The sequence below is a fragment of the Sorangium sp. So ce426 genome (genome assembly GCF_051475585.1).
In the GTDB taxonomy this organism is placed as follows: domain Bacteria; phylum Myxococcota_A; class Polyangia; order Polyangiales; family Polyangiaceae; genus Sorangium; species Sorangium cellulosum_B.
The window spans coordinates 1,226,509-1,250,919 of the sequence record NZ_CP150341.1 but is presented as its reverse complement, the minus strand read 5'-3'; the positions used below and the strand labels follow the sequence as shown (position 1 = coordinate 1,250,919).

Annotated in this window: 16 protein-coding genes; 7 read left to right on the top strand and 9 right to left on the bottom strand. The window is 72.9% G+C overall.

Translation table 11 applies throughout. The features are described 5' to 3' along the window. Positions 1 to 31 precede the first annotated feature (31 nt). Together panC and tmk are read left to right on the top strand one after the other, a co-directional pair. Positions 32 to 922 (top strand): pantoate--beta-alanine ligase, encoded by an 891-nt coding sequence (panC, locus tag WMF44_RS04635; protein WP_437297910.1) that lies wholly within the window; start codon positions 32 to 34, stop codon positions 920 to 922. After that, positions 923 to 1,621, top strand: a complete 699-nt coding sequence (tmk, locus tag WMF44_RS04630) for a dTMP kinase (protein ID WP_437297909.1) — start codon at positions 923 to 925, stop codon at positions 1,619 to 1,621. It begins immediately after the preceding gene. Between the two features lie 140 nt (positions 1,622 to 1,761). On the opposite strand, the gene WMF44_RS04625 is transcribed toward tmk, so the two are convergent. Further along, the gene (locus WMF44_RS04625) at positions 1,762 to 3,114 is read right to left on the bottom strand and encodes a hypothetical protein (protein WP_437297908.1); all 1,353 of its coding nucleotides are present in this window, start codon (positions 3,112 to 3,114) and stop codon (positions 1,762 to 1,764) included. A gap of 606 nt (positions 3,115 to 3,720) precedes the next feature. Here WMF44_RS04625 and WMF44_RS04620 point away from each other — a divergent pair. Beyond that, positions 3,721 to 4,857: a vWA domain-containing protein gene (locus WMF44_RS04620; protein WP_437297907.1), complete on the top strand. Its 1,137-nt coding sequence runs from the start codon at positions 3,721 to 3,723 to the stop codon at positions 4,855 to 4,857. 36 nt (positions 4,858 to 4,893) lie between these two features. Here the strand turns inward: WMF44_RS04620 and WMF44_RS04615 are convergent, their stop codons facing one another. Further along, positions 4,894 to 6,066 (bottom strand): tetratricopeptide repeat protein, encoded by a 1,173-nt coding sequence (locus WMF44_RS04615; RefSeq protein ID WP_437297906.1) that lies wholly within the window; start codon positions 6,064 to 6,066, stop codon positions 4,894 to 4,896. 338 nt (positions 6,067 to 6,404) lie between these two features. Here WMF44_RS04615 and WMF44_RS04610 point away from each other — a divergent pair, with 338 nt between their 5' ends. Beyond that, complete coding sequence (locus tag WMF44_RS04610; protein ID WP_437297905.1) at positions 6,405 to 6,626, top strand: YdcH family protein; 222 nt, start codon at positions 6,405 to 6,407, stop codon at positions 6,624 to 6,626. Between the two features lie 259 nt (positions 6,627 to 6,885). On the opposite strand, the gene WMF44_RS04605 is transcribed toward WMF44_RS04610, so the two are convergent. The 5 genes from WMF44_RS04605 to WMF44_RS04585 form a co-directional block, all read right to left on the bottom strand. Next, on the bottom strand, positions 6,886 to 7,395 hold the full coding sequence (locus tag WMF44_RS04605) for a hypothetical protein (protein WP_437297904.1): 510 nt from the start codon (positions 7,393 to 7,395) through the stop codon (positions 6,886 to 6,888). 128 nt (positions 7,396 to 7,523) lie between these two features. Further along, positions 7,524 to 8,702, bottom strand: a complete 1,179-nt coding sequence (locus WMF44_RS04600) for a serine/threonine-protein kinase (RefSeq protein ID WP_437297903.1) — start codon at positions 8,700 to 8,702, stop codon at positions 7,524 to 7,526. 36 nt (positions 8,703 to 8,738) lie between these two features. Further along, the gene (locus tag WMF44_RS04595; protein WP_437297902.1) at positions 8,739 to 10,151 is read right to left on the bottom strand and encodes a serine/threonine-protein kinase; all 1,413 of its coding nucleotides are present in this window, start codon (positions 10,149 to 10,151) and stop codon (positions 8,739 to 8,741) included. 54 nt (positions 10,152 to 10,205) lie between these two features. Continuing rightward, complete coding sequence (locus WMF44_RS04590; RefSeq protein WP_437297901.1) at positions 10,206 to 11,600, bottom strand: formylglycine-generating enzyme family protein; 1,395 nt, start codon at positions 11,598 to 11,600, stop codon at positions 10,206 to 10,208. Beyond that, positions 11,597 to 13,063 carry a formylglycine-generating enzyme family protein gene (locus tag WMF44_RS04585; RefSeq protein ID WP_437297900.1) on the bottom strand — a complete coding sequence of 489 codons (1,467 nt, stop codon included), beginning with the start codon at positions 13,061 to 13,063 and terminating at the stop codon, positions 11,597 to 11,599. Before WMF44_RS04585 ends, WMF44_RS04590 begins: the two co-directional genes overlap by 4 nt. 164 nt (positions 13,064 to 13,227) lie before the next feature. Here WMF44_RS04585 and WMF44_RS04580 point away from each other — a divergent pair, with 164 nt between their 5' ends. Continuing rightward, entirely contained in the window at positions 13,228 to 14,184 is a 957-nt protein-coding gene (locus tag WMF44_RS04580) for a hypothetical protein (RefSeq protein WP_437297899.1), read from the top strand. A 26-nt stretch (positions 14,185 to 14,210) separates the two neighbouring features. Further along, positions 14,211 to 15,245, top strand: coding sequence for a PEGA domain-containing protein (locus WMF44_RS04575; protein WP_437297898.1), 1,035 nt, complete (start codon positions 14,211 to 14,213; stop codon positions 15,243 to 15,245). Positions 15,246 to 15,412: 167 nt separating this feature from the next. Here WMF44_RS04575 and WMF44_RS04570 read toward each other — a convergent pair whose 3' ends face one another. After that, positions 15,413 to 15,937, bottom strand: coding sequence for a GxxExxY protein (locus WMF44_RS04570; protein ID WP_437297897.1), 525 nt, complete (start codon positions 15,935 to 15,937; stop codon positions 15,413 to 15,415). A gap of 340 nt (positions 15,938 to 16,277) precedes the next feature. On the opposite strand from WMF44_RS04570, the gene WMF44_RS04565 reads away from it, so the two are divergent. Continuing rightward, complete coding sequence (locus tag WMF44_RS04565) at positions 16,278 to 16,406, top strand: hypothetical protein (RefSeq protein WP_437297896.1); 129 nt, start codon at positions 16,278 to 16,280, stop codon at positions 16,404 to 16,406. 119 nt (positions 16,407 to 16,525) lie between these two features. Here WMF44_RS04565 and WMF44_RS04560 read toward each other — a convergent pair whose 3' ends face one another. Beyond that, positions 16,526 to 24,409 carry a beta-ketoacyl synthase N-terminal-like domain-containing protein gene (locus WMF44_RS04560; RefSeq protein ID WP_437297895.1) on the bottom strand — a complete coding sequence of 2,628 codons (7,884 nt, stop codon included), beginning with the start codon at positions 24,407 to 24,409 and terminating at the stop codon, positions 16,526 to 16,528. Between the last annotated feature and the right edge of the window lie 2 nt (positions 24,410 to 24,411).

The following is a 24,411-nucleotide window of genomic DNA, read 5'->3' as shown; positions in this document are numbered from 1 at the left end:
GATTTTGCCGTACGTCTGATAGGGTTCAACTATGGAGTTTTGGCGACATCCTGGCGACCTCAGGGTGGCGTGCGATCGGGCTCGTGCGGGAGGGAGCCGCGTCGGCCTCGTGCCAACGATGGGCGCGCTCCACGCAGGCCACCTCGCCTTGATCACGGAGGCGCGGCGGAGGACGGACTTCGTGGCCGTCACCCTCTTCGTCAACCCGACCCAGTTCGGCGCGGGAGAAGACCTGGCGCGTTACCCGCGGACGCTCGAGCGAGACCTCGCCGCCTGCGCGGAGGCCGGCGCCGACGGCGTGTTCGCGCCGGACGTCGCGGCGATGTACCCGCCCGGCGAGGAGACGCGCGTGCGCGTCGGCGCGACAGCGGGCCCGCTCTGCGGCGTCCATCGGCCCGTGCACTTCGAGGGCGTCGCCACCGTGGTGACGAAGCTGCTCGCGCTCGCCGGGCCGTGCGTCGCCGTCTTCGGCCGGAAGGACTACCAGCAGCTCCAGGTCATCCGGCGGCTCGTCGCCGACCTGTTCCTCCCCGTCGAGATCGTCGGGGCCACGACGGTGCGCGAGCCGGACGGCCTCGCCATGTCGTCTCGGAACGCCTACCTCTCGCCCGAGCAGCGGAGCGCGGCGCGCGCCATCCCGCTCGCCCTCGCCGGCGCGTGCCGCGCCTTCGCCCGCGGCGAGCGGCGCGCCGCGGCGCTCCTCGAGCCCGCGCGCGCGCGCCTCGCGGCGGCCGCGACGAGCGTCGATTACGTGGACCTCGCCGATCCCGGGTCCCTGGCGATCTGGAGCGACGCCGCGGCGATCGGCGATCGGGCGCTGCTGGCGGTCGCCGTCCGCGTCGGGACGACGCGGCTCATCGACAACGTCGTGCTCGGGGAGGACGCGCCGCCCGTCGCGGAGTCGAGCGAGGAGGCGAGCTAGATGCCGAAGACGAGAGGCGAGCAAGAGAGCCCCGCGTCGCGCCCGGCGGGGGAGGCCGGCCGTGGCGTCTTCGTGGTGTTCGAGGGCATCGACGGCGCCGGCACGAGCACGCAGGCCGAGCGCTACGCGGCGCACCTCAGGGCGGCGCGGCGCATGGTGCACGTCACCCGAGAGCCGAGCGCCGGGCCGGTGGGCGCGCTGCTCCGGCAGGTCCTGACCCACCGGATCTCGCTCCCCGGCGCCCGCCAGGCGGAGATCATGGCGCTGCTCTTCTCGGCCGATCGCCTCGATCACCTCGGCGCCGAGATCGAGCCGCTCCTCCGCGACGGGTACGTCGTGATCTCGGATCGCTACGACCTGTCGAGCCTGGCCTACCAGTCCACGACGGCGGGCGAGGACGGGGCGGGCTCCGGGTCGATCGTCGAATGGATCCGCGAGCTCAACCGCCACGCCCTGAGGCCCGACGTCACGGTGGTGATCGACGTGGCGCCCGAGATCGCCGAGAAGCGCCGCCGCGGCCGCGGGGGGGCGGCGGAGCTGTTCGAGAAGACCGAGCTGCAGGCGCGGCTCGCGGAGGCATACCGCCGGGCGGAGGAGCTCGTCCCGGGGGACAGGGTCATCCATATCGACGGGGATGGCGCGGTCGACGAGGTCGCCCGGGCGATCACGGCGGCGCTCTCGGCCGTCGTGGAGCGGTGAGCCGGGGCCCCGCTCGGTACTGGTCAAATTGGAACAGGGAGACGGGGAGGCGGGGAGAACCAACTTAGTAAATCTCCCTGTCTCCCCGTCTCCCTGTGATCTTTCTCGGGCAAAGTTGACCACCACCCCCGTCGCGGGCTCTACGGGCAAGCCGCGTTCGCGATCTCCACATCGTCGATGTTCCAGCTCGAGACGGTATCGACGAAGGCTTCCCGCCCGATCTCGTAGCCGAAGCGGACGCGCAGGCTGGCGTTCTTGTAGGGTGTCAGGTCATGGACGACCTTCGTCCAGGCCGAGTCGCGGACGCCGGGGTACGCGCCCGACTCGAAGAGCACCTTCCAGCGGACGCCGTCATAGACCTCGACGCGGTTCGTCATGTGAGGCGCCTCATCGCTGTTCAGGAGACGCCAGAACGTCAGGTACACGCCGCCCGCGACATCGGCGTTGACGACCGGGCTCGTCAGGTAGAAGTACGGGTGGACCCCGAGGGGCGCGTTCCCTCCGATGACCACGCCGGCCACCCCGTTGTCCGACGTCGCCGTGTGATCGAGCGCCGGATCGGCGTGCCCGTAAGTCTGCCCGGTTGAGGCCTTCGCCGCGCCGATCTGCCAGGTCGGACCGAGCTCCCACCCGGCCCCGTCGCTCTCGAACGTATCCCGGAAATAGACCACCGGCGCCGCCGCGGCGGCGCCGCCCTGACAGACGCCGGCCAGGCAGGACTCCCCCACGGTGCACGAGTCGCTGTCGACGCAGATCCCGCCGTCGGGAACCGGGCGCGCCGTGCACACCCCGGCCTCGCTGCAGACGCCGCGCGTGCAACCGACCGCCTGCGAGAGGCACGACTCCCCCGGGGTGGGGATGGAAATACAGGCGCCGCTCTCGTCACAGACGCCACGATTGCACTCGTCGGTCCCAGAGAGGCAGGCGCCGCCCGGTCCGATCGGCTCAGCATAGCAATTGCCAGAGCCCGGATCACAGGCGCCATCGTTGCACCCGACGCTCAGCGCGCTGCAGTCCTTCGGGACGCCCCCCTCGCAGCGGCCGGTCTGGCAGGTCTTGCCGACCATGCAGAGATCGCCGGAGTCCGCGCACGGCGCCCCCTCGTTCCCCGGAACCGCCTCGCACGCACCGGTGGCCGGGTCGCACGCACCGACATGACAGGAGTCCGGCACGTGGAAGAAGAAGCAGTCCCGCGGCGTCCCGACGCAGGCGCCGTCCAGGCACGCCGCGTCGAGGAGACAGCGGTCTTCCGTCGCGCACGGGGCCCCGTTCGCCCTCGGCTCCACCCCGCAGCGAGGCGCGCCGCCCGCGTCGACGCACGTGACCACGTGACAGGCGTCCGGCGCGAGGCCGCAGTCCTCCTGGGCCCCGCCCTGGCAGACCCCCTCCTCGCACGTCTCGCCGACCGTGCAGGCGTCCCTGTCGTCACAGGGCTCCCCGCCCGCGCTGGGGACGAGCTCGCAATCGCGCGTCGCCTCGTTGCAGACGGCCATGACACATTGCGAGGTCGGGACGAGCGAGCAGTCGATCCGGCACGGCGCGCCGTCCCCGCCTGCGCCGCCCCCGCCGCTCGAGACAGCCGCCCCAGCGGCGCCGCCGGCCCCCGCCGGGCCCGAGCTGCCCGCGGATGTCGCAGTCGAACAGCCGAGATCCGTCAGGGCGACAGCGGAAAGTACCCATGGAATCCACCTAGTCATGTTCGCCTCTTTCCAGCAAGCGTGACGCACCTCGTGGGAATTACGCGTCCTTCGCGGCTGCGCAAGGAAACATGATGTTCCCGCGCGCGAGCACCCGGAACGGTCGGCGCGCTCAGCGACGAGCAAAGACGCCGAGCCTCGCCGCGCCGGCGCGCGCGAGAGACCGCGAGAGCTGCGACAAGCGACGAGAGCCGCGACAAGCGACGAAAGAAGAGAGAGCAACGACAGCACGACACGAGCGGGGCTTACAAACCGGAGAGCCCCTATCGCGCCTCGATCGAGAACTGCATACACTGACGAGATCGTCTCGGAGCTCGGCCACCCCTCGATAGACAGACCACTTCGCGCGTGGAGCCCCGCGGCAGCGAGCCACGTCGCGCCCATTTTCAGAGGAGCGCAGAGATGTCCTTCCGACGTCATTTCGTGTTTGCCCCTTTCCTCGTCGCCGCCGGGATCGCGGCGCAGTCGGGCGGCTGCGCGGCCACCGAGGACGAGAGGCCCGCGACGATCCCCCCGCCGGACGGCGCGGCGAGCGGCAGCGGCGGCTCCTTCGGCGTGAGCAGCGCGAGCGGAGACACGTCGCTCGGCGAGGGGGGAGGGCTCGGCGGCGCCGGCGAGGGCGGCCTCGGGGAGGGGTCTTCCTGCGCCCAGGCGAGCGCGGAGGCCACGCTCGTGCCGCTCGATATGCTCATCCTGCTCGACCGGTCAGGCAGCATGCTCGGCTCGAAATGGGTCGGCGTCACGAACGCGCTGTCGGCGTTCGTGACCGACGCCGCCTCGGCCGGGATGAACGTGGGGCTGACCTACTTCCCGCGGAGCAGCAATGGGCAGAGCGACTGCAACCACACGAGCTACGACGAGCTCGCTGTCGCCATCGGCGAGCTGCCGCTGAACACGCCGGAGCTCACCGCCTCGATCCAGAGCACCTCGCCGGGCGGCGGGACGCCCATGCGCCCGGCGCTCCAGGGGGTGCTCACGAACGCGACCGCCTACAAGGACGCGAACCCTTCCCACAAGGTGATCGTCGTGCTCGCGACCGACGGCGATCCCTCGGGCTGCTCCGGAAACACCGTCGCGAGCACCGCGGAGATGGCGCAGAAGGCCCTCCGCTACAACGGCGTCCAGACGTACGTCGTCGCGGTGCAAGGCTCGACGCTCACCAACCTGGACCAGATCGCCGCCGCCGGCGGGACGATCCGCGCGTTCGACGTCACGGCGGACATCACGGCGTTCTCCGCGAAGATGGCCGAGATCCGCGCGTCGGCGCTCCCGTGCGAGCTCCTCATCCCCGCGCCGCCCGCGGGCGCCGTCCTCGATACGAACCGGGTCGCTGTCAGGTTCGCGCCCGAGGGCGCGAGCCCGCTGGAGGTCCCGAAGGCGGACGACGCGACGGACTGCGGCACGGGGCCGGGGTGGTATTACGACGACGATGTGCTCCCGAAGAAGATCATCCTCTGCCCCGCGTCCTGCACGACGGTGCAACACGAAGTGCGCGCGGAGCTCGACGTGCTCTTCGGGTGCGCGCCGACGCTGAACTGAGCCGCGCGGGCCCCACCCCCGCCGCCCGCGCGGGGCTCACGGCCGCTTCGGCGCCGCCGTCTTCAGGGCGTCGAGCGCCGCGAGGAGCTCGGCCTCGGTGAACGGGAGCCTCGCGAGGGCCGCCTGCTCGTCGGCGAGCGCGAGCTCTATCTCGCGCTGCGCGTCGCGGGCGCGGAGGACCCACGCCGACGACTCCCCGGTGCGGTCACCGAGGCGCACGGTGCCGGCGAGCATCGTCTGCCCCTTCTCCAGGAGCACGCGGTAGCGCAGGCGCATCGCCCCCTCGAACAGCTGCCTCTCCCTCGGGGTGTCGGCGCTCCGCGGCGGCGGGACCTGCATCACGTCGCGGTGGAGCTCCTTGTAGAGCTGTCCGATGCGGTAACCCGCCATCGCCGACCAGTGGGCGTCGAGGCTGCGCATGGCCTCGGTGTAGGCGCTCTGCGCGTCGAGCAGCCCCTGGCAGCGGCGCTCGAGCGCCTCGGCGAAGTTCGCCGGCACCGGCACGAAGGTGATCGCCTCGCTCCGGCGCCGCCGCACCTCGCCGAGCGCGAAGCTCACCTGCGCGAGCTCGATCGGCGGCTTGCCGGACTCGCCAAGCCGGTGCTCCTCGATGAGATCGCGCGCGAGCGCGACCTGGCGCGCCGCCTCCTCCACGAGATCCTGCTCGACCAGGCCGAGCGCGAGCGCGCCGCGCGCCTCGATCGCCTCCAGCACGCTCAGATCGCCGAGGCGGAGCAGGCGGCGCGCGACCTCGACGAGCTCGGGCCACCGCTCGAGGGCGGCCGCCGCGCGCGAGAGCCGGAAGAGCGCGCCGCGCGCGACCGCGTGGTCCGGGAAGCGCTGCGCGACATCGCGGTAGCGCTCGGCCGCGAGCGCGCGGTCGCCGAGCGCCTCGTGCGCGAGCCCGGCGTTGAACAGGCTCGGGGGCGCGACCTCGCCGCCCGGCGCGAGGCGGGCGAGGCGCTCGAACAGGGGCGCCGCCTCACGCGCCTTGTCGGCCAGGAGCAGCGCGCGCGCCCGCTCGAACTCCGCCGCGAGCTCGGCGTCCGAGTAAGGCGACACGACGACCGGTGCGAGCTCGACCGGCGCGCGCGCCGAGGCCGGCTGCGGCGATCGCGCCGGCGCCGGCACGTTGGCCTCCGAAATGCATCCGCCCAGGACGACCGCGAGGGCCAGAAGGGCGACCGAGGTGGCGCAGGAACTCGACATTGCCGGGGAAGAATAGCCCGACGCTCGAGGTTGTTCCGCAACGTGCATGGACGGAGAGTCCGGCCCGGCCGTCCGGGACACCGGTGGATTGCTGTACGCCGTAGGGCAATCCCTGACTACAACGGCTGCTCTGTGAAATTGCAGAATGGCCTCGCCCGACAAAAAGCCTGCATGGATCCGCCATGTTGCGGTAATCTCGCATTCGTTCATCAGGCCGCTGTCTCGGCGTGTAGCTCGGTCGGCGGCGTTCTCCTCTCCAGCGACGATCGGAACGAGGGCTTTTGTTGTGGGCCCTCGAAGGCATCACGGCCCCGTTGTGGGGCCTTGGAGGTGGGCACATGAAGCATCAGATCATCTCTCCTCGCGCGGTGACTGGAATCGGCCCGGAGCAGCGGCTGAGCATGGCGGAAGCGCGTCACCGCGAGCTCGACTCACGCCTCAGGCAGCTGGGTCGACGGGCGTTCCTGACACCGGGGGAGAGAATGGAAGCTGCCCAGCTCAAGAAGCGTAAGCTCGCCGCGAAGGACGAGATCGAAACCCTGCGCCGGCGGTTGTCGTAGCGAACGACCCCTCGCCGACCCTCGATCCTGCGCCACACACGGCGCACCCCCCGCCCCTTTCCGCTCTATTCCAGACATCCCGAGCGCCCACGCAATGGGCCGCTCGAACGCTGCGCGCGCCGCACGGATCTCCGCGCGCCGCTGGGATGCGCGCGCGCCCGAGCGCCACGGCGGACGGGGACAAGCGCACGCAATGCGATGCGCGCACCCGAGTCGATGCCCGCGAGGCGCGACGAGCGGGGACGTCAGCGCGCGACGGTCAGAGCGTGGGCGCCGACGGCTCCGACTCCGACGGCGGCTCCTCGGGCGACGCGGGAGCGTCGGTCTGCGGCGCGGCGCCCCCCTCCGGCAGCGCCTCGGCGCCGCCGTACACGTCGCGGTTGAGGTCCGCGAGGGTCTCGGTCAGGCGGTTCTTCTGCTCGCTGGTGATGCCGCCGGGGGCCTGCTTCTCGGTCGCCGCGGCGAGCCCGAGCCAGTGGCGCGCGTTGTCGCGGTAGCCCTTGCGCGGATCGGCGACGCCGGTGCCCTGCGGCGCGAGGTCGGCCAGGCGGTAGTCCGTCATGCCCCGGAGGTAGGCGTACTGCGCCCGCTCCGGGACCGAGAACGAGTCCTGATCGTGCTCGAGCACCCGGAACAGCGCCAGCGCCTGCTCGAACCGGTTCGCCTCGTAGTGGCTGCGGGCGCGATCGAGATCCTGCGTGTAGGTCGCGCAACCCGACGCAAGGGCGAAGGACGAGAGAAGGAGGACGCACGGGACCAGGCGGCGCATGCGCGCAGGGTATCTCCCGTATCGCCGGGCGATCAAGCAAGAAGGCAGCGCGCCACACACCACGGGCCACGCTGGCCGCTGACGCACGGCGCGCCGTCGCACGCCGCTCCGCATCCAGCGGACCGCCGTCAGCGCAGGAGCGTCGCGGCGAGGACGCCGCTCACCGCGAGCAGCGCGACCGCCAGCAAGACGACCGCCCAGACGAGGCCGCGCGCGGGCGCAACAGGGCGCGCGGCCGCGACCGCGCCCGGCCCCGTCGCCGACGACAGGGGAGCGACCGGGGGCTGCGGCGCAGCAGCCGGGGGCTGCGGCGCAGCGGCGACCGGCGCCTGGCCGTCGCTCGAGGGCAAGGCCACCGTGTCGGCCGTCTCCCACATCCCGGCAGGGGGGCGCACGGCCGAGGGCGGCTTGCCGTCCGGGAGGCCCGCGGAGGAGCCGCGATCCATCGAGTCGGCGACGCCCGACGCCACCATGAACGCCTCGGAGAGCTCCCGGGCCGAGGCGAAGCGCGCGTCCGGCTCGACGGCGAGCGCCTTCCGCATCCAGGCCTCGACCTCCACCGGGATGCCGGCGTCCGGCGCCGCCGCGGTCAGCGCGGGCGGGGGCGCGCCCAGGATCTTGGCGATGAGCGGCCCGAGCGCCGGGGCGGTGAAAGGACGTTCCCCCGTGAGACACTCGTAGACCACGACGCCCAAAGACCAGAGATCGGACCGGTGATCGACGCTCTTCAGGCCTCTCGCCTGCTCCGGGCTCATGTAGTAGGGCGTCCCGAGGAGCGCCCCCGTGCGCGTGGGATCCATGCCGGTGATGGCGAGCGCGTCTGTCACCTTCGCCACGCCGAAGTCGAGGATCTTGACGATCTCCCCGTCATCCTCGCGCGCGATAAAGAGGTTCTCGGGCTTGATGTCGCGGTGGACGAGCCCGACCTCGTGGGCGCGCGAGAGGGCGCGGCAGACGTGAGAGACGATCTTCGCCGTCTCGGCCGGCGTCAGGCGCCGGCGCGCGGAGAGGCGATCGCGCAGGCTCTCGCCTGCCAGACACTCCATCGCGATGTACGGTAATCCATCGTCCGTGAGGCCATGATCGAGCACCTTGACCACATGGGCGCTGCGGATCCGCGCGGCGATCTGCGCCTCACGGTCGAATCGCGCCCGGGCGGTCGCGTTCTTCGCGGCCTCGACGTCGATGAGCTTGATGGCCACCGGCGTGCGCAGCGACAGGTGCTCTGCCAGCCACACCGAGCCCATCCCGCCCCTGCCGAGGAGCCGGGCAAGACGGTACTTCCCGGCGATACGTTGACCTTCCATGGCGCGGGAGCAGGGTAACGCGGGGCGCGCTCGCCGTCAGTACGGGAGTTGGTCGACGATCCCCCGCGCTTGCGTCGCCGGCGCCGACGGCGGCGGTGTCGGCGACGTCGCCGGTGTCGCCGGCGCCTTCAGCGTGCCAGAGAGCGCGCTCGATGAGGGCCGCTTGGATGACGACGCGGCGGACGGCGCGACGCCTGCGACCGCAGGCTCGTCCCGAGCGGGAAGGGGCGGAGCGGGCGAGCGCGACATGGATGCTGGGGCCGGAGGCACCGCGACCGCCGCGGGCGGCGGCTCCACCACCGCTTCCGCCGAAACGAGGACCGGAGCGGCAGGCCCTTCCGGCGGCGGGGGGCGGAGCGCCGCGAACGCCACCACGAGGAGCGCCACCACGAGGAGCGCCGCGGCCGCGAACGCCCTCTTCAACGATCGCGCGCGCCCGCCAGGGGCCGCGAGGGCCGGAGGCGCCGCGACGGCTCCCGAGCTCGGAGGCGCGGCGAGCGGCGCGAGCGCGCCGACGACCTTGCCTCCCGCGAGCGCGCCCGCCGACGTGGGATCGGTGTAGCGGCCGAGGACCTCGACGAGCGGCGCCAGATCGTCGAGCCGATCCTCACGCCGCTTTTGCAGGCAGCGGTCGAGCACCCCGGCGACGTCCGCGGGCAGGTCGGGCACGGCCGAGCGGATCGACGGCACCTCGCGCTGCAGGAACGCCGTGTACATCTCGCCGAGGTTCTCGAACTCGAGCGGCCTCCGGCCGGTGAGCGCCTCGAAGAGGATGACGCCGATCGCCCAGATGTCCGCGCGATGATCGATGTCCTTCTCGCTCATCGCCTGCTCGAACGACATGTAATGAGGCGTCCCGAGGATCGAGCCGGTGCTTGTGTTGCCTCCCTGCGTCTCCGAGCTGATGGAGGTCGGGTCGAGCACCTTGGCGATCCCGAAGTCGAGCACCTTGGGCACGCACCCGCCGGCCTGCGGCTCCGAGAGGAAGATGTTGTCCGGCTTGAGGTCGCGGTGCACGATCCCCTTCTCGTGCGCGGCGCGGAGCGCGGAGGCGACCGGCACGAGGAGGCGCGCCGCCTCGTACAGCTGCAGGGCGCCCCTGCGCTTGCGCAGCCCGGAGAGCGGCTCGCCGCGGAGCAGCTCCATGACCATCACGGGCGTGTGCTCCTCCTCGAAGACGTCGAGCACCTCGATCACGTTCGGGTGCTGGATCGCGGTCGCCGCCTTGGCCTCGCGCAGGAAGCGCCGGGTCTGCGCGGCGTCGGCGGCGCCGCGGATCATCTTGAGCGCGACGTCGCGCCCGGTGCCGACGTTCCTGGCCGCGTACACATCACCCATGCCGCCGCGGCCGATGAGGCGCTCGATCCGGAAGCGCCCGGCGATGATCTTGCCGGCCGGGAGGGAGCCCTGGAGATCGTCCGACACGAGCGGCAGCGTACCGTGGTTCACGGCCATCCGCAGCGGTTCGCGGTCCCGGGGCGGCCCCGATCCGCGGGAGCGCGGTCACATCGGCTGCGCGCAGCGGAAGCCGGTGGCCGGGTTGAACGCCGACGCCCTCTCATGGCTGCGCGCGGTGGCCCGGGCCCCCAGCTTGTAACCCGACCAGGAGCTCCCACGATAAGAGAAGGCCGGCGCCGCGCCGGGGGCCTGCTCGCGACACACCGGATCGACGAGGAGCGGCCCGCCCGACTGCCAGCAAGGCGCGGCGTAGGGAGCGAAGGTGTCGGCCACCCACTCGGACATGCTCCCGGCGAGGTTCCGGATGCCAAGGGCGGTCACGTCGCTCGGGGTGCCTCCGGCGACAGGCCCCCAGGGCACCGGCGCGTCGAGCGGCCGACAGCCGGAGCTCTCGAACGCGTCGTGGTCGACCTCCCCGCTGCCCCGGCCCCTGCCGAGGAGCGCCATCGCGCAGAGATCGCCGCCGTTGCCCCAGGGATAGGCGGTCTCGTCATCGAGGTTGCCGGCCGCGTACTCCCATTCAGCCTCTGTGGGGAGCCGCTTCCCCAGCGCGGAACAGGCCTCCTCCGCCAGCGCGTGGGTGACGCAGTTGACGGGCAGCGCGTCGTTCGCGCCATTGGACACGCCGAGATACGTGCACGCGCCCAGATCCGACCCCGGCGCGTCGAGGTCCCTGGCCACGGGCGCTGATCGGATCTGCCCTGTCGCCACGAGCTCCCGGACCGCGCCCACGGTCACCTCGTCCGCGTCGAGGGCGAACGCGCCGAGCTGCACGAGGCGCTCGGGCTGGCTCAGCTCGTCGAGATCGATGGTGTATCCGGGTCGCGGCGTCCCGAGAAGGAAGACCCCTCCGGGCACACACACCATCCCCGCCAGCACCGGCCCCTGGCAGGGTACCGGGGCCGCGCTCGGCCAGGAGCCGGGCTCGGGCCGGGCCCCGACCTCGGAGAGCAGCGGGAGCACCGGCTCCGGCGCGAGCGCGCCCGCCTCCGGGTCGCAGGTCGCGCGCTGCTCGGGGAGGCTCGGGACGCCGAAGCAGCGCATGGACAGATCGAGGGCCACGTGTGTCTCGCCATCGAGCGGCGGGAGCCTGGCGACGGCGTCGATCAAGGCCGGACCGCGGGGAAGGCCGTCGGGGCCCGCCTGCTCGGCCCGGTAGAGCCGCGCGCGGACCCGCACGGCGGCGCCTTCCTCCCGCGGGACCACGCCGAAGCTGACGGGCAGGCTGCCCGGCCCATCCACCCCGATGAGCCGCATGCACCCGGTGCAGATCGCGCCCTCGCCCATCACCTCGAGCAGCAGGTGATCACCGAACCGGGGCGCCGGGGCGTCCGTGGAGACGCTGACGAGCCACTGGCGAGGCTCGGGCTCGCACGCCGAGAGCGCCGACAGCAGAAACCCGGCGGCCGCGAGCGCCGTCGACAGGCCACGAGCCGTCACGGCGCACCTCCCGCGTAGACGCACCGGAAGCCGTGAAGCGAGTCCAGGACATCGCCTCTCCGGAACGCGGGCCTCGTGTTCGCGGGGCCGCTGGCCCAGTCTCCACCGCGGGCGGCGCGCGCGTTGATGGCCTCATCGTCGCAGCGGGGCTCGACGAAGATCCCGGGCGCGCTCCAGCAGCCCTCTCCGTAAGGAACCAGCTTGTCGGCGCACAGCTCGCTCAGGCTCCCGCCGAGATCCAGGACGCCATCCCTGGAGCTGTCGCCCAGGCCACCGCACGTCGCCGAGGGCCGATGCGAGCCGACCTCCTCCGGCCCCGGATCGCCAGGGCACAGCGTCCCCCGCCCGGCGCTCGCCGTGCAGCACGCGGGAGACGCGTCACCCCAGGGATAGATTCGCCCTTGCCCTCGGCCCCGCGCGGCGTGCTCCCACTGCGCCTCCGTCGGCAGATCACCGCCGCTCGCTCTGCACGCCTCCCGGGCAAGGCGCCACGAGATGCAGTTGAGCGGATATCCATCGTTCGCTCCGTCGGCGGCGCCCAGCCAGCGGCAGTCTGCGAGCCCCGCCCTGCTCGGATCAGGCCCGGTGAGGTCATCACCCTCCGCGTGGAGGCGCCCCTCGTTCAGCAGCGCACGGAGACGGCCAACAGTGAACTCCGTCCTGTCCATGAAGAACGGTCCCACATGCACCGGCCGCGGCGGCACGACCGAGACATAGCTCTGCTCGTCGACGCCGGCGAGCTCGGCCTGGCCGATGACGCTGAATCCGCCGGGGATGCAGACGGCATCGGCGCCCTCGGGCGCGGCGCCGCAGGGGATCTCGCGCGCGCGCGGCCACGTGCCGGCGCGCGTCGCGCCCCTCTCTGCGCCTGATCCGACGAGGATACCCTCCGATGGGGCCGCCGTCCGCCTCAAGGCATCGATGCATGTGTGCGGCGGCTTGCGCAGCGACGCGGGCACGCCCAGGCAGTCGGCCGAGAGCGTGAGTTGCACCGTCTCCGCGCCAGACGCGGGAAGCGCGACCTCGATCAGCCGGTCGATGGCGGCCTCTGGCGGAGGATCGATGGTCGAGAACCCCCTCCCCTCGATGGAGTCCTCACCCCGCGTCGCGACGGCGCCGCGGAACGCCCGGATGCGCAGGCGGAGCACGGCGCTCCCCTCCTCCGGCGCGGCCACCCCGAAGGAGAACGGCCAGGACGAAGGGTCCGGCAGGACGAAGTTCGCCGTGCAGTCGACGTCATCGATGCAGCCGGGGCGCCACGCGCCGTCGAACCCGTCGATGCGCACCGTATCGATGACCGCCTCCGGCGAGATGGCGGGGTCTGCCAGGAGCTGCGCGGCGACCGGCGCGTCGGTGTCCACGACGACGAGGAGCTGCGGTCGCTCTCGCTCGCCGCAGGCGCCGGAGAGCCCCGCCGCAGCGAGCACGGCGAGGATCGAGAGCGCGCGTGTCGGTTCGACCACCTGCCGCCTTTCGCCTTTCTCGTTGCCGCCCGACGGGACCCAGGGGTAGTCTCCTCGCTATCATCGAGGAGGGGCGAGGCCAAGAGGGTTCTTTCGCTTCTTCATCCGAATCATCCGAATCACTCGTCACCCGAACATCGCTCTGCCGCTCGCGAGGAGATTGTATGTCGTGGGTCACCCGGCCAGTGCTCGCCGCGCTCTTCGTAGCCATCGCGGCGGCGCTCTCCCCCGCGTGCGACGGCGATTCCCCGTCCGGAGATCCGGGAGCGGCGGCGAGCACGGGAGCGGGCGCCGGCGGCGGCAACGGTGATGGCGGCGGTGAGGCCACGTACGGCGCGAGCGCGTGCGGAACGTGCGTGGAGCAGACAGCGTGCTTGTCCCAGGTGAACGCGTGCGCGGCCGACCCGGGCTGCGCCGCCTACCTCGACTGCCTCGACGCTTGTCCGCTGGGCCCAGGTGGGGACGCGGACATCGCGTGCGAGCAGGCGTGCCCGCCCGTCACCGGCTCTCTTGGCCAGAGCGCGAAGCAGGCCTTCATCGACTGCCGCCTCGCCGGCCCGGGCGCGGCGTGCGCCGGTTGCGGTCAGATCCCCGCCCCGACAGACCCGGATTTCAACCAGACGTGCTCGCCGTCGGCGGATCCGAACACCTGTTACAAGTGCGAGGACGAGCGCTGCTGCGAGACCTACCAGGCTTGCAGAGACGACCAGGATTGCCAGGACCTTGTCACGTGCGTCAAGGCGTGCGCCGAGGACCCGGATGACGCGGCCTTCTCGCCCTGCGAGAGCGCGTGTTACCAGGCGCACACCGCCGGCTACGTCGCCTACAGCCACCGGATGGCGTGTATGCAGTACTTCTGCTTCGACGACGACGCTTGCGGCAACGAGCCGCTGGACCCCTGCGTCAAGTGCCAGAACCTGCACTGCGCCGACGAGATGGCGGCTTGCCAGCACGAGATCGAGTGTGCGTTGCTGGACAACTGCAAGGTCCCGTGCGACGTCGGGGACCAGGCCTGTCTCATGGAGTGTGACTCCATGTTCCCGGACGCGCTGGCGACCCACAACGCCGCGCTCGCTTGCGCGCTTGCCCACTGCGAGATCGCTTGCGGCGGGACGGACTGAGGGCGCGGCCAGGGACGAGGGGTACGATGCGGACGCGATGGATCCTGGGTGGCCTGGTCGTGGCGGCGGTCGATCTCTCGACGGCCGGGCGCGCGCGCGCCGAGGCGCCGGCCCCGGCGGCGGCGCCGGCAGAGGCGGCGGCGGTCGATGAGCGCACCGCGCGCGGCAGGGCGGCGTTCCTGCTCGGCGTGCAGCGATCGAAGGACGCGCAGTGGGGCGAGGCGCTCGCCGCCTTCGAGGAGGCGGCGGCGGCGCGGGACGCGCCCATCGTCCAGTACAACATCGGCTTCTGCGAGCGCGCCCTGGGCCGCTACGTCGCCGCGCGCCGCACCTTCCGCCGCGTGCTCGCGGCCCCCGAGGGCCTGGCGGCCGCGCAGATCGACGACGCGAGGGCGTTCGTCGCCGAGCTGGATCAGCTCGTGGTCCGGGTGGCGGTCACGCTGGATCCCCCGGGCACCCCGCTGACCGTCGACGGGCGCGCGCTCCGGCTGGCGACCGACGACGGGACCCGGGTCTTCGTGACGCTCCCCGGATCGGCCGAGCGCGCGGCGGCGCCGGTGGAGAAGAGCTTCACCGTGGAGCTCGATCCCGGGGTCCACCTCTTCCGCGCGGCGCGGCCAGGGCGCCAGGATGCGTTCGTCCAGAAGACTTACCGGCCGGGGGAGAAGGCCACGCTCGATCTGCACCTGGACATCCTCCCCGCGCGCGTGGCCGTGCGCGCGGAGCCGGCGCAGGCGCTCGTGCGCGTGGACGGCCGCGAGGCCGGGCTCGCGCCCATCGACCTCGAGCGGCCGCCGGGGAAGTACAGGATCGAGGTGGTGCGGGACGGGTTCGAGACGTACGCGGCGACGCTCGATCTGCACGCGGGGCAGCGGGCGGATCTGACGGCCAAGCTGATCCCGGTGCGGCCGTCGCTGTGGACGCGGTGGTGGTTCTGGACGGGCGCGGCGGCGGTGGTGACGGGAGGCGTGGTGCTGACGTACGCGCTGACGCGGCCGGAGCCGGACTACAACGGGGGGAGCCTGAACTGGGTCGCGGAGCCGGCGGCGATCAGATGGTGAGGGGCGTCGGGCGCGCGAGGCGCCCAGATGCCAGGGCCGCCGTGCTGCGCGCGAGGCAACCGAGCGGCGCGCGTACGGTGGGGCAGCTACAAAGGCCCGGCTTGGGCGGAGAGGAAGAAGGAGAGATTCACAGGGAGGCGGGGAGGCGGGGAGGCGAGAGATGGGGATCAGTCGTTCGAGCCATCAGGCTCGGCGCCGACTGCTTCGGGCGGCATCGATGCGGGGCGGCCGGCGGTGCTGGGGTGGCCGTCTTCGGTGCGACATCGGGAGAACCGGACAGCCTCCGCATCGCGGCGTACCAGGCGTCGGATCCCGCGACGGAGCACCGGCGTGTTGAAGTTGACGAGCAACCCGACGTCCAGGTGCGTCAGCTTCAGGTATGTGAGCACCTGAGCTTCATAGACGGGCAGCAGGTGTTCGACGGCCTTGAGCTCCAGGATGAGCTTCTCCTCGACGACAACGTCGAGTCGATAACCACACTCGAGCGTGGCCCCCTTGTAGGTCACTGGAAGTGGCCTTTGCCTCGCGAAGCCTAAGTCCATGAGCGACAGTTCACGACACAAACATTCTTCGTAGGCAGACTCCAGGAGCCCGGGACCGAGGTGGCGGTGCACCTCGATGCACGCTCCGATGACTCGCTCGGACAGATCCCACAATCTTCTCGTTTCCCTGTCACTCCGTGCCGGATCCATGCTCATGCCTATATATCGACGCAAAACCAGCTCTGGTTGCGCGAATTGACGTCACCGGGGACCGCCCCGCAAACGAGCGATCTGAAAGCCGTCAACCCCCAAGCGAGCAACCTCGAAGAACGGCCCACCTCTCGCCTCTCCACCCTGGTCTCTATATATCTCTCTCCTCCCCGCCTCCCCGTCTCCCTGTGTAATCTCTCTTTCTCTGTCTCCCTCCCAACAAGCCGCTGCTGCCGACCGCGCGTCGCGCGGCGGCACACCGGCAAGACGATCGACTGCTGTCCTCGCTCGCCTTGTCGCTATATTTCCCGGCGCCTGCGATGTCGAGACCGAGGCGCGGATGCTGGTCGATGGCGAGGTCTTCCGGACCTTGCTCGGCAGCGGCGCGCAATCAGCTCTTCCCGCCGAGCCAGAGCGCGAAGCCGATCCCAAGCTGGCGCTGGGGCGGATCTCGAAGAAGGAGGGATGAGACGAAAGCCCGAGCGCCTCTACCGCTTGTTCGGCGTCAGCTCTTCGAAGCGAAGCTCGTCGAAGCAATCCGCGCTGTCGCGCGCTCGCAGAGATGGCCGCACTGAGATCCGACTCGGCTCACCCCCCGAGCCGCCTCCCGAGGAGCCGCGCGGCGAGCTTCCGCAGCCAGTCCGCCCGCCGCGCGTCGGGCGCGACGAGCCGCCCCGTGCGCGCGGCCTCCAGGATCGCCGCCGTCTCCGGCGTCGGGTCGGCGCACGCCTGCAGCACCCGGAAGACCGTCGCGTCCTCGTGCGCGACGCCCGCCTCCTCCACCCAGGCGTCCACCGACGCCGCGAACGCAGGATCCCCGGGGAACGGCTGCTCCTCCGCGTTGCTCGGGCCGAGCCCGTTGATGCCGCTGATCACGAGGTCCTTGCGATCCTTGTAGGTCAGCCCCGCGAGCTCCTCGGGCAGCAGCGGGCGGCCGATCCAGATGTCCTGCACGCCCATGCCGAGCGGGAACTCGAGCCGCCGCTCGAGCGGCTCCGGCGGCAGCGCGCCGGAGAAGCGCACCGGCACCACCGGGACGCCCACCGCGAGCGCCATGTCGATGAACGAGCCGCTCATCTTGCGCACCGGCGTGCGGCACTCGAGCGACCGCGTGCCCTCGACATGCACCATCACGCCCTTGCCGGCCCCCTGCATCTCGGCCCCGAGCTCCGCGATGATGGTCCCGAGCGACGCCTTGTCCTCGCGATCGAAGTACGTGATCACCTTCGGATCACGCGCGCCTGGGTACGCGAAGCAGTGCGCGAGCATCGTGCCGAGCCACGTCGTCCGGTGCTCGGCCTTGGCCAGCGTGACCGTCGAGACCCCCGTCAGGCCGGACACGGCGATGCCGAACAGCAGCGACTCCACGCCGACCTGATGGTTGCCGAGGTAGAGCAGGCTCCGGCCCTTCACGGCGCGGAACGCCTCGGGATCGACGACGTGCACCCGGCGGATGAACCGCTCGATGAGGCCGAAGTACAGGTCCTCCGCCGGCCACCGGCCGATGCCCATGGCCTCGCCCCAGTGGCGGCGGACAGGCGCGATGTCGATCACGGGCGGGCCCGCGTCGCGGACCGCGACCTCGGAGCCCTCGCGCGCCACGGCGAACGGCCAGCGCGTGAGCGGCTGCGCCGAGGAGACGCCGGCGAGGGACACGGTCGACGGGTGCACGCCAGCGCGCCGCGCGACGTGATCCTTCACCGCCGCCGCCTCGACGAGGTCGCCCGACGCGGCGTAGAGCTGCGCCACGGTGCCGGGCATCCAGTCCATCGTGCGCACGTCGGCGGGGCTGCAGCGCGCCTCGCCCGACGCCGCGTCGACACGCGAGACAGCGAGGTCGACCGGCGCACGATCGCGCAGGAACGCCCGGCGGATCCCGGGAGGCGCGCCGCCGATCGGCCCCTGCGGGAGCAGCACCTCGACAAGCCGGAGCTCCAGCCAGACGCGCTCTCCCGCCGCGGCCCCTGCCTGCGCGATGGCCTGCACCCGGAACGAGACGAAGCGATCGTCACGGCCCTCGTAACGCACCTCGACGCGCACCGGCGACGCGGGCGCCGGCCCGTACAGGCGGAGCGACGGGATGCGCGACGGGAACGCGATCTGGGCGGGCGGGCACTCTGGATCCCACAGCGACAGCCGGTCGTGCGGGATGGTGTGGGTCAGCGCGTCGAGCATGCCCTGGTGCAGCGTGCCGGGGGGCACCGAGCCCTTCGCGGGGTCCAGCAGCGCCGACGATCCGCGCGCACCGAGCCGGAGCGCCGTGAGGTACTGGAACGCAGGGCCGTGGAACAGCGTCCCCGCGGCGTACGGATCGTCCGCCTCCGGCGCGTCGAGCGCCGGCTCCGGCGCCGGGGCCGGCGGGTAGTCACGGGCCACCCGCACGCGGCCGGTGCACACGGGCTCGAACCGCGAGAGCGCCGGGTTCGATGCCTCGCGCCACGCGAGCAGCCGGACGTCGAGGACGTCGCCCGATCCGGTCGCCTCGGCCTTGACGCGCACCGGCCCCGGCACGGGCAGCCAGCGCTGCACCACCACGTCCTCCACGGCCACGACAACGCTCCCCGGGCGCGCCCGCAACGCGGCGCCGGCCAGCCGGTCGACCATGCTCATCCCGGGGAGCGCCGGGACCGTCCACGTGGGGCGGTGGTCCGCGACCCACCCGTCCGGGTCCAGCACCTCCTCGACGTCGTCGAGCGCCGGCGCCGGCGCGGCCTTCGCCGCGGGCTGCTCCTGCGGGCGCAGGCGCGGGCTCCCGCCCACGGCGCCCGGGAGCGAGGCGAGGCTGCGCGCGCTCGCGCGCGGGTCGAAGCCGACGTCGCGCCGCGCCCGCGGCGAGGCGCCGTCGACGATCCGCACGCCGAGCGTCGCGCCATAGATGCGCAGGCCGTCCACCCAGAGGTAGGACTCGGCGATGACGTAGGGCCCGCGATCGTCGCGGCCGACCTCGAGGATGTCGGTGTCGACGGTCACCCGCCGGCTGGCCGGCAGCACCTGGCCCCGGTACCGCCAGGAGTGCTCGTGCCCCGTCATCACGGGCTCGAACCGCGGGTCGCGGAGGCCCGCGTGGAGGTCCTGGTGCAGCATCCAGAACTGGATCGTCTGCAGCATCGCCTCGATGCCGAGCGAGCCTGGCTGCACGGGATCACCCAGGAAATGAGCCTTGAAGAACCACTCCGACGCGTGCACGTCCCGCCGCGCGCGGAGCCGGCCGAGCCCCTTCCGGCCGCCGGCCTGCCACAGGCCGTCGATCCGGTCGATCATCAGCAGCGACGGCCGCGCGAGCCCGAGCTTGCCCCCGCAGTACCGCGCGGGGCGCTCGCGGAGATCGACCTCGAAATCGGACGGCTCATCGAGCGCGGCGACCTCCTCGGGCCTCGGCGGGATCCCGATCTGCGTCGCGAGCGCGGCCTTCGGGAAGAAGCCGAACACCGTGTCGAGGTCGTACACCCGGGCGCCGCCGAGGCTGCACTCGACCCGGAACGAGAGGATGATCATGCCGCCCGACCGGGACATGTTCGTGAGCCGCGATCGGGTGCGCAGCGCGCTCACTGCCGGCGCCGGCGCCGGCAGGACCTCGGCGTGCAGGGTGCCCTTGCCGTCGAGGTTGCGGAAGTACAGCGCGTTGTCGGTCGAGAGCGCGCAGCCGGCGTAGCTCGCGAGCCAGCCGCACGTCTGGAGCGCGGCCTCGAGCACCACCGCGAACGGCATGGTGAGGCTCGCGTTCTCGTCGAAGTACCACGCGTCCTCCGGGACGTCGTACTCGACCTCGACCTCGGCGCCGGCCTTCATCGACGCCATGGGGCGCGAGACCGACAGGACCCGGCTCATGAAGTGGTACGGCGGCCCCGGGAGCCGGGCGACGTGCTGGCCCCCGTCGAACCTGCGGTAGAGCGGGCCGAACGCGTCCGACGGCCGGCCCCAGGCGCACGAGAGCAGGCTCCGGTAATCGAACGGGAAGCCGCCGGCGTCCGCGTGCCCCGCCGAGGCGGCGCCGTCCGGCGGCGGCGCGCCCGTCTCGGACCAGGGGACGCGCGCGACCGGCACCGGCTCGACGTGGCCGTCGAGCAGCTCGGGGGCGCTCGTCAGCGGCCAGTCCGGGCTGAGGCGCAGGCCCACGCGGCGGGCGTGGAACGCCTTGAGGCCGTCGACCGTGCACAGGAAGTCGGCGAACACCGTCGGACACGGGCCGTCGTGGACCTCCTCGACGAACACCTCGTACGTGAGCACGCGGCTCGTCGGGACCACCTGACCGCGGCAGCGGAGCAGGTACGGGATCTCCGGCACGGGCTCGAAGCGGAAGCCGTCCGCGTCCACCGTGAAGCCCATGGCCGCCATGTAGAACGCGAGCGCCTGCAGGCAGCCCTCGAACATGAGCGTCCCCGGCATGCAGGGGTCGTCCTTGAAGTGGCCCTCGAAGTACCAGCCGTCCTTCGTGATCGGCAGCGTGGCGCGGAGATAGCCGCGCTTCCACGGGCCGCCCGCCGGGTCGAACACGTCGACGCGATCGAAGAACAGCATGGGCGGGGCGCTGATCCGCGGCGTCCTGACGTGGGTGCTCAGACGATCGAAGCCGGGGCCGAACGCCGCCGCGCCGTCGCCGGCCGCGAACGCGAGCAGGTCGGCCCGGTCGAACGCGGACTTGCCGCACGCGATCCGGGGCGGATCGAGGCGGGCGGTCGTCGCGGGCTCGGCGGTGTCCGCGTCCCAGAGCACGCCGCCGGAGCTCGCGAGCTCCTCGTCGGTGAAGAAGCCGGCCTGGCCCTTGCGCGTCTTCAGGCGCAGCTCGCCGCCGATCCGGCAGTCGTAGTGGAAGAAGAACAGGCGGACGTCGCCGTGCTTCGCGTGCCCGTCGACGTGGATGTCGTAGACGAGCGTGTCGCCCGGGCGCGGCAGGCCGCCGTAGAAGGTGAGCTCGCAGCCGAGCAGGCGGTAGACGCGCTCGCCCTTGTTCTCGAAGTCCGCGCCGAGCCAGCTGATGAGCAGCAGGTCGGCCTGGCCGCTCTCGATCATGACGCCGGCCGGCATCGCGCCGTCGTGCAGGTACCAGGAGTCCCACCGCACGTCGGTCTCGGTCCACATCGTGCCGAGCTTCATCGAGCCGGGCTCGGCGTCGATCCCGGTGACCCGATCGGCGAGCAGCAGCGGCGGCATCGGCATGCGCACCTGGCGGCGATAGGCGTCCTGCCGGGCGAAGAGCGGGCCGAACACGTCGGAGATCCGGCCCGAGGCGAGGTGCTCGAGCTGCTCGCGGCTGAACCGGGGGCCGCGGGGCGCAACGGAAGGCGCCGCGGAGAGCACCGGCTGGGCGGACGGGCGCGGCGCAGGCGACGGCGGGTACTGGTCAAATTTGAACAGGGAGGCGGGGAGGCGGGGAGAAAAATCGGAGGAAATCTCCCTGTCTCCCCGTCTCCCTGTGATCTTTCCCGGGTAAAGTTGACCATCACCCGACGGCGCGGCGGAGGGGCGCGGCGGCTCGACGACGGGCGGCGGTTCAACGACGCGCGGCGGCTCGAACGGACGCGGCGCCTCAGCGCGGGCGAGCTGCGGCGCAGCGGCGGAGCGCGGCGCCTCGATACGGACCGGCGCGGCGTGGGGCACCTGCGCCAAGGGGGCCTCGACCACCACCGCGGCCGCGCCCGACGACGCCTGCACGAGCGAGTCCAGCGCGCGCTGCCGCATCTGAAGGAACCGACGGTGGACCTGGGCCTGCTGCTCCGCCCACTCCTTGTGGATCTGCGCCAGCTGCACGGTGAACGCCGCGGCACCGGCGATCACGTCGCCCGGGATGTCCACGGCAGCGGCCGCGACGACGGCCGGTCCGACCGGCGGCGGCTCCTCTGTGAGGCCCGCGGCGACGGCCGTGACGACCGCCGGCCCGACCGGCGGCGGCTCGTCCCAGGACGGCGCCCGATCCGCGTCGGCGGCAGAGAACCCCGTGGGGCCGGGGTACAGCGGCGGCAGGTCGTCGAGAGCGGACGGCAGAGGCGGCGCAGGTTCCATGGAGTCTCCGGGGGATGAACAGGAGGCCGCGCCGGGCACGACGATCGCCGGCGGGTGGGCGGGGAGCGTCAGCGTCGGCCCCTCCGCCGATCGCGGCGGCGGGAGCGGCGCGGCGGGGCCGCCGGCCCCGATGCGGACCGACAGCGAGCCGCCGCCGAGGCCGGCGCAGCGGACCTCGGCGACCCGGATCTCGTCGGACCACGGCGCCCCGTCGGGCTTGCGGCCGTGACGGCAGGCGAGCACCGCGGCGGCCACGTGCAGCAGGCCCGAGGCGGCGTGCGCGTGGCCGAACCGCGGCGCGAGATCCGTGGACGACAGCACGAGGCCAGGGTCGGACGGCTCGTCCACGACCACGGCCAGGACCGGGTGCCGCTGCCGGACGGCGTCGTCGAGGCGCTCGAGCACGAGCACAACGGCGGCGTCGCCGGGGGGCAGGCGGACGCCGAGCGCCTCGAGCGCGGCCGCGTGGGCGGGCTCGCACGAGAGATCCACCGCGCCGACGATCGCCGCGTCCACCGTGCCGGCGCGCAGGGCGCGGGACGCGACGCGCAGCGCCCAGGGGCCGGACAGCTCCTCGGCCGCGATCGTGAACGACGGTCCACCGACGTCGAGCTGGCTGTTCAGCCGGTTCGCCGGGATGTTGGGCATGTTCCCGACGACGCCCGCCGCCTGCAGCGCGGGGATGATCGCGTCCTTCAGCGCGCCGACGTCGACCGACGGACCGAGCCGCGCCGGCGCCGTCTCGGCGAGCCGCCAGCGCGTCATGTACCGGCACACCTCGGTGTCGGCGCCCATGCCGATCAGCACGGCGGTGCGATCGCGCGGCAGCGCGAGCCCCTCGGTGGCCTCGATCGCCGCCTCGAGCAGCAGCGTCTGCTGGGCGAGCGCCTGCTGCAGATCGCGCGGCGGGAACCGGAGCCGATCCGCGGGCAGCGCGACGGCCGCCCGGCGGGGATCCGCGCCGCGGCCCGAGAGGAGCGGCTCCGCGAAGGCCCGGACGCCGCTGAGCTCACCGACGCACAGGCCCATGGCCACCACGGCCAGGGGGCCTGCCGGCGCGGAATGCGCGGCCGCGACGGCGCGCGAGGCCGCTGCGGCGAGCTGCGGCGCGGCGTGGGCGGCGCGGCCCCTCGGCGAGGACGGCTCGTACGCCTCCACGAGGAGGTGGGCGTTGTTCCCGCCGAACCCGAACGCCGACAGGCCCGCGAGCCGCCGCCCCTCCCACGGCTCGGCGCGCTGCAGCACCCGGAAGGGGCTCGAGGCCACCGCCTCGCTCAGCGGATCGGCGTGCAGCGTCGGCGGGCGGACGCCGGCCGCCATCGCGCCGAGCAGCTTGAGGAGCCCGGCAGCGCCGGCCGTCGTCACGAGGTGACCGAGGTTCGACTTGAGCGAGCCGAGCGGGACCTCGCGGGAGCCGAACACCTCCTTGAGGGTCGCGATCTCCGTCGCGTCGCCGAGCGGCGTGCCCGTCGCGTGGCACTCGAGCAGCGACACGTCGCGGGGATCGAGCCCGGCCATGGCGTAGGCGGCCCGCATCGCGCGCAGCTGGCCCTCGACGGAGGGCGCCAGGAGGCCGCGGCCGCGGCCGTCGTTCGACAGGCCGATCCCGCGGATCACGCCGAGGATCGGCCTGCCCGCGGCCTCCGCGTCCGACAGGCGCTCCAGGACCACGAACGCCGCGCCCTCCGCCGGGACCAGGCCGTCGGCCTCCGACGAGAACGGGCGGCTCTGCCCGGTGCGGCTCATGGCCGACAGCGCGCAGAACCCGATGTGCATGAAGAGGTCGTCCGAGCGGCACACCGCGCCCGCGAGCATCCGGTCGGCCTCGCGGTCCTGCAGCCGCTCGCAGGCGAGCGCGATCGCGTACAGCGACGACGCGCACGCGGCGTCGAGCGCGAACGCCCCGGCCCCGAGGCCGAGCACGTCGGCCAGCAGGTGGGCGGGTAGCCCCGACATGAACCGGTTGCGCGGATCGGGCCGCGGGACGCCGGCGAGATCGCCGAGCCACGTCGACTCGGCCCACGCCGACATCGCCGACGACGGGAACGAGAGGTTCCCGAGCACCGCGCCCGCGCGGTCGGACCGGCCCTCGTGCCCCGCCTCGCGCAGCGCCTCGCGGCCCGCGTGGAGCACCCACTGGAAGAGCGGGTCGAGCGCGAGCAGGGACTCCGGCGGCCCGCCCCGCCGCGGGAACGGGTCGCTGGCGAGCACGCGGCGGAAGTGCTCGTCGAACCCGGCGACGTAGCCGCCGCGGTCGCTCCACGCGCGGTCCTTCGCGTCGCGCACGTCACGCGCGCCGCGCGCGGAAGGCCCCTCCTGCGCGAGCGCGCGCTCGCGCGAGAGGCGCCAGCGGCCGTCGGGCGCGGCGGACAGGAGGTCCCGGCCGGCGAGCACGTTGTCCCAGAGGGCCGCGGGGTGGAGCGCGCCCGGGAGGACGCACCCGCGGCCGACGATCGCGATGGGCTCGAACACGC

Coding starts and splice junctions, on each gene's coding strand:
- panC (WP_437297910.1), top strand. CDS start 32: ATGGAGTTTTGGCGACATCCTGGCGACCTCAGGGTGGCGTGCGATCGG.
- tmk (WP_437297909.1), top strand. CDS start 923: ATGCCGAAGACGAGAGGCGAGCAAGAGAGCCCCGCGTCGCGCCCGGCG.
- WMF44_RS04625 (WP_437297908.1), bottom strand. CDS start 3,114: ATGGCCGTCTGCAACGAGGCGACGCGCGATTGCGAGCTCGTCCCCAGC.
- WMF44_RS04620 (WP_437297907.1), top strand. CDS start 3,721: ATGTCCTTCCGACGTCATTTCGTGTTTGCCCCTTTCCTCGTCGCCGCC.
- WMF44_RS04615 (WP_437297906.1), bottom strand. CDS start 6,066: ATGTCGAGTTCCTGCGCCACCTCGGTCGCCCTTCTGGCCCTCGCGGTC.
- WMF44_RS04610 (WP_437297905.1), top strand. CDS start 6,405: ATGAAGCATCAGATCATCTCTCCTCGCGCGGTGACTGGAATCGGCCCG.
- WMF44_RS04605 (WP_437297904.1), bottom strand. CDS start 7,395: ATGCGCCGCCTGGTCCCGTGCGTCCTCCTTCTCTCGTCCTTCGCCCTT.
- WMF44_RS04600 (WP_437297903.1), bottom strand. CDS start 8,702: ATGGAAGGTCAACGTATCGCCGGGAAGTACCGTCTTGCCCGGCTCCTC.
- WMF44_RS04580 (WP_437297899.1), top strand. CDS start 13,228: ATGTCGTGGGTCACCCGGCCAGTGCTCGCCGCGCTCTTCGTAGCCATC.
- WMF44_RS04575 (WP_437297898.1), top strand. CDS start 14,211: ATGCGGACGCGATGGATCCTGGGTGGCCTGGTCGTGGCGGCGGTCGAT.
- WMF44_RS04570 (WP_437297897.1), bottom strand. CDS start 15,937: ATGGATCCGGCACGGAGTGACAGGGAAACGAGAAGATTGTGGGATCTG.
- WMF44_RS04565 (WP_437297896.1), top strand. CDS start 16,278: ATGCTGGTCGATGGCGAGGTCTTCCGGACCTTGCTCGGCAGCGGCGCG.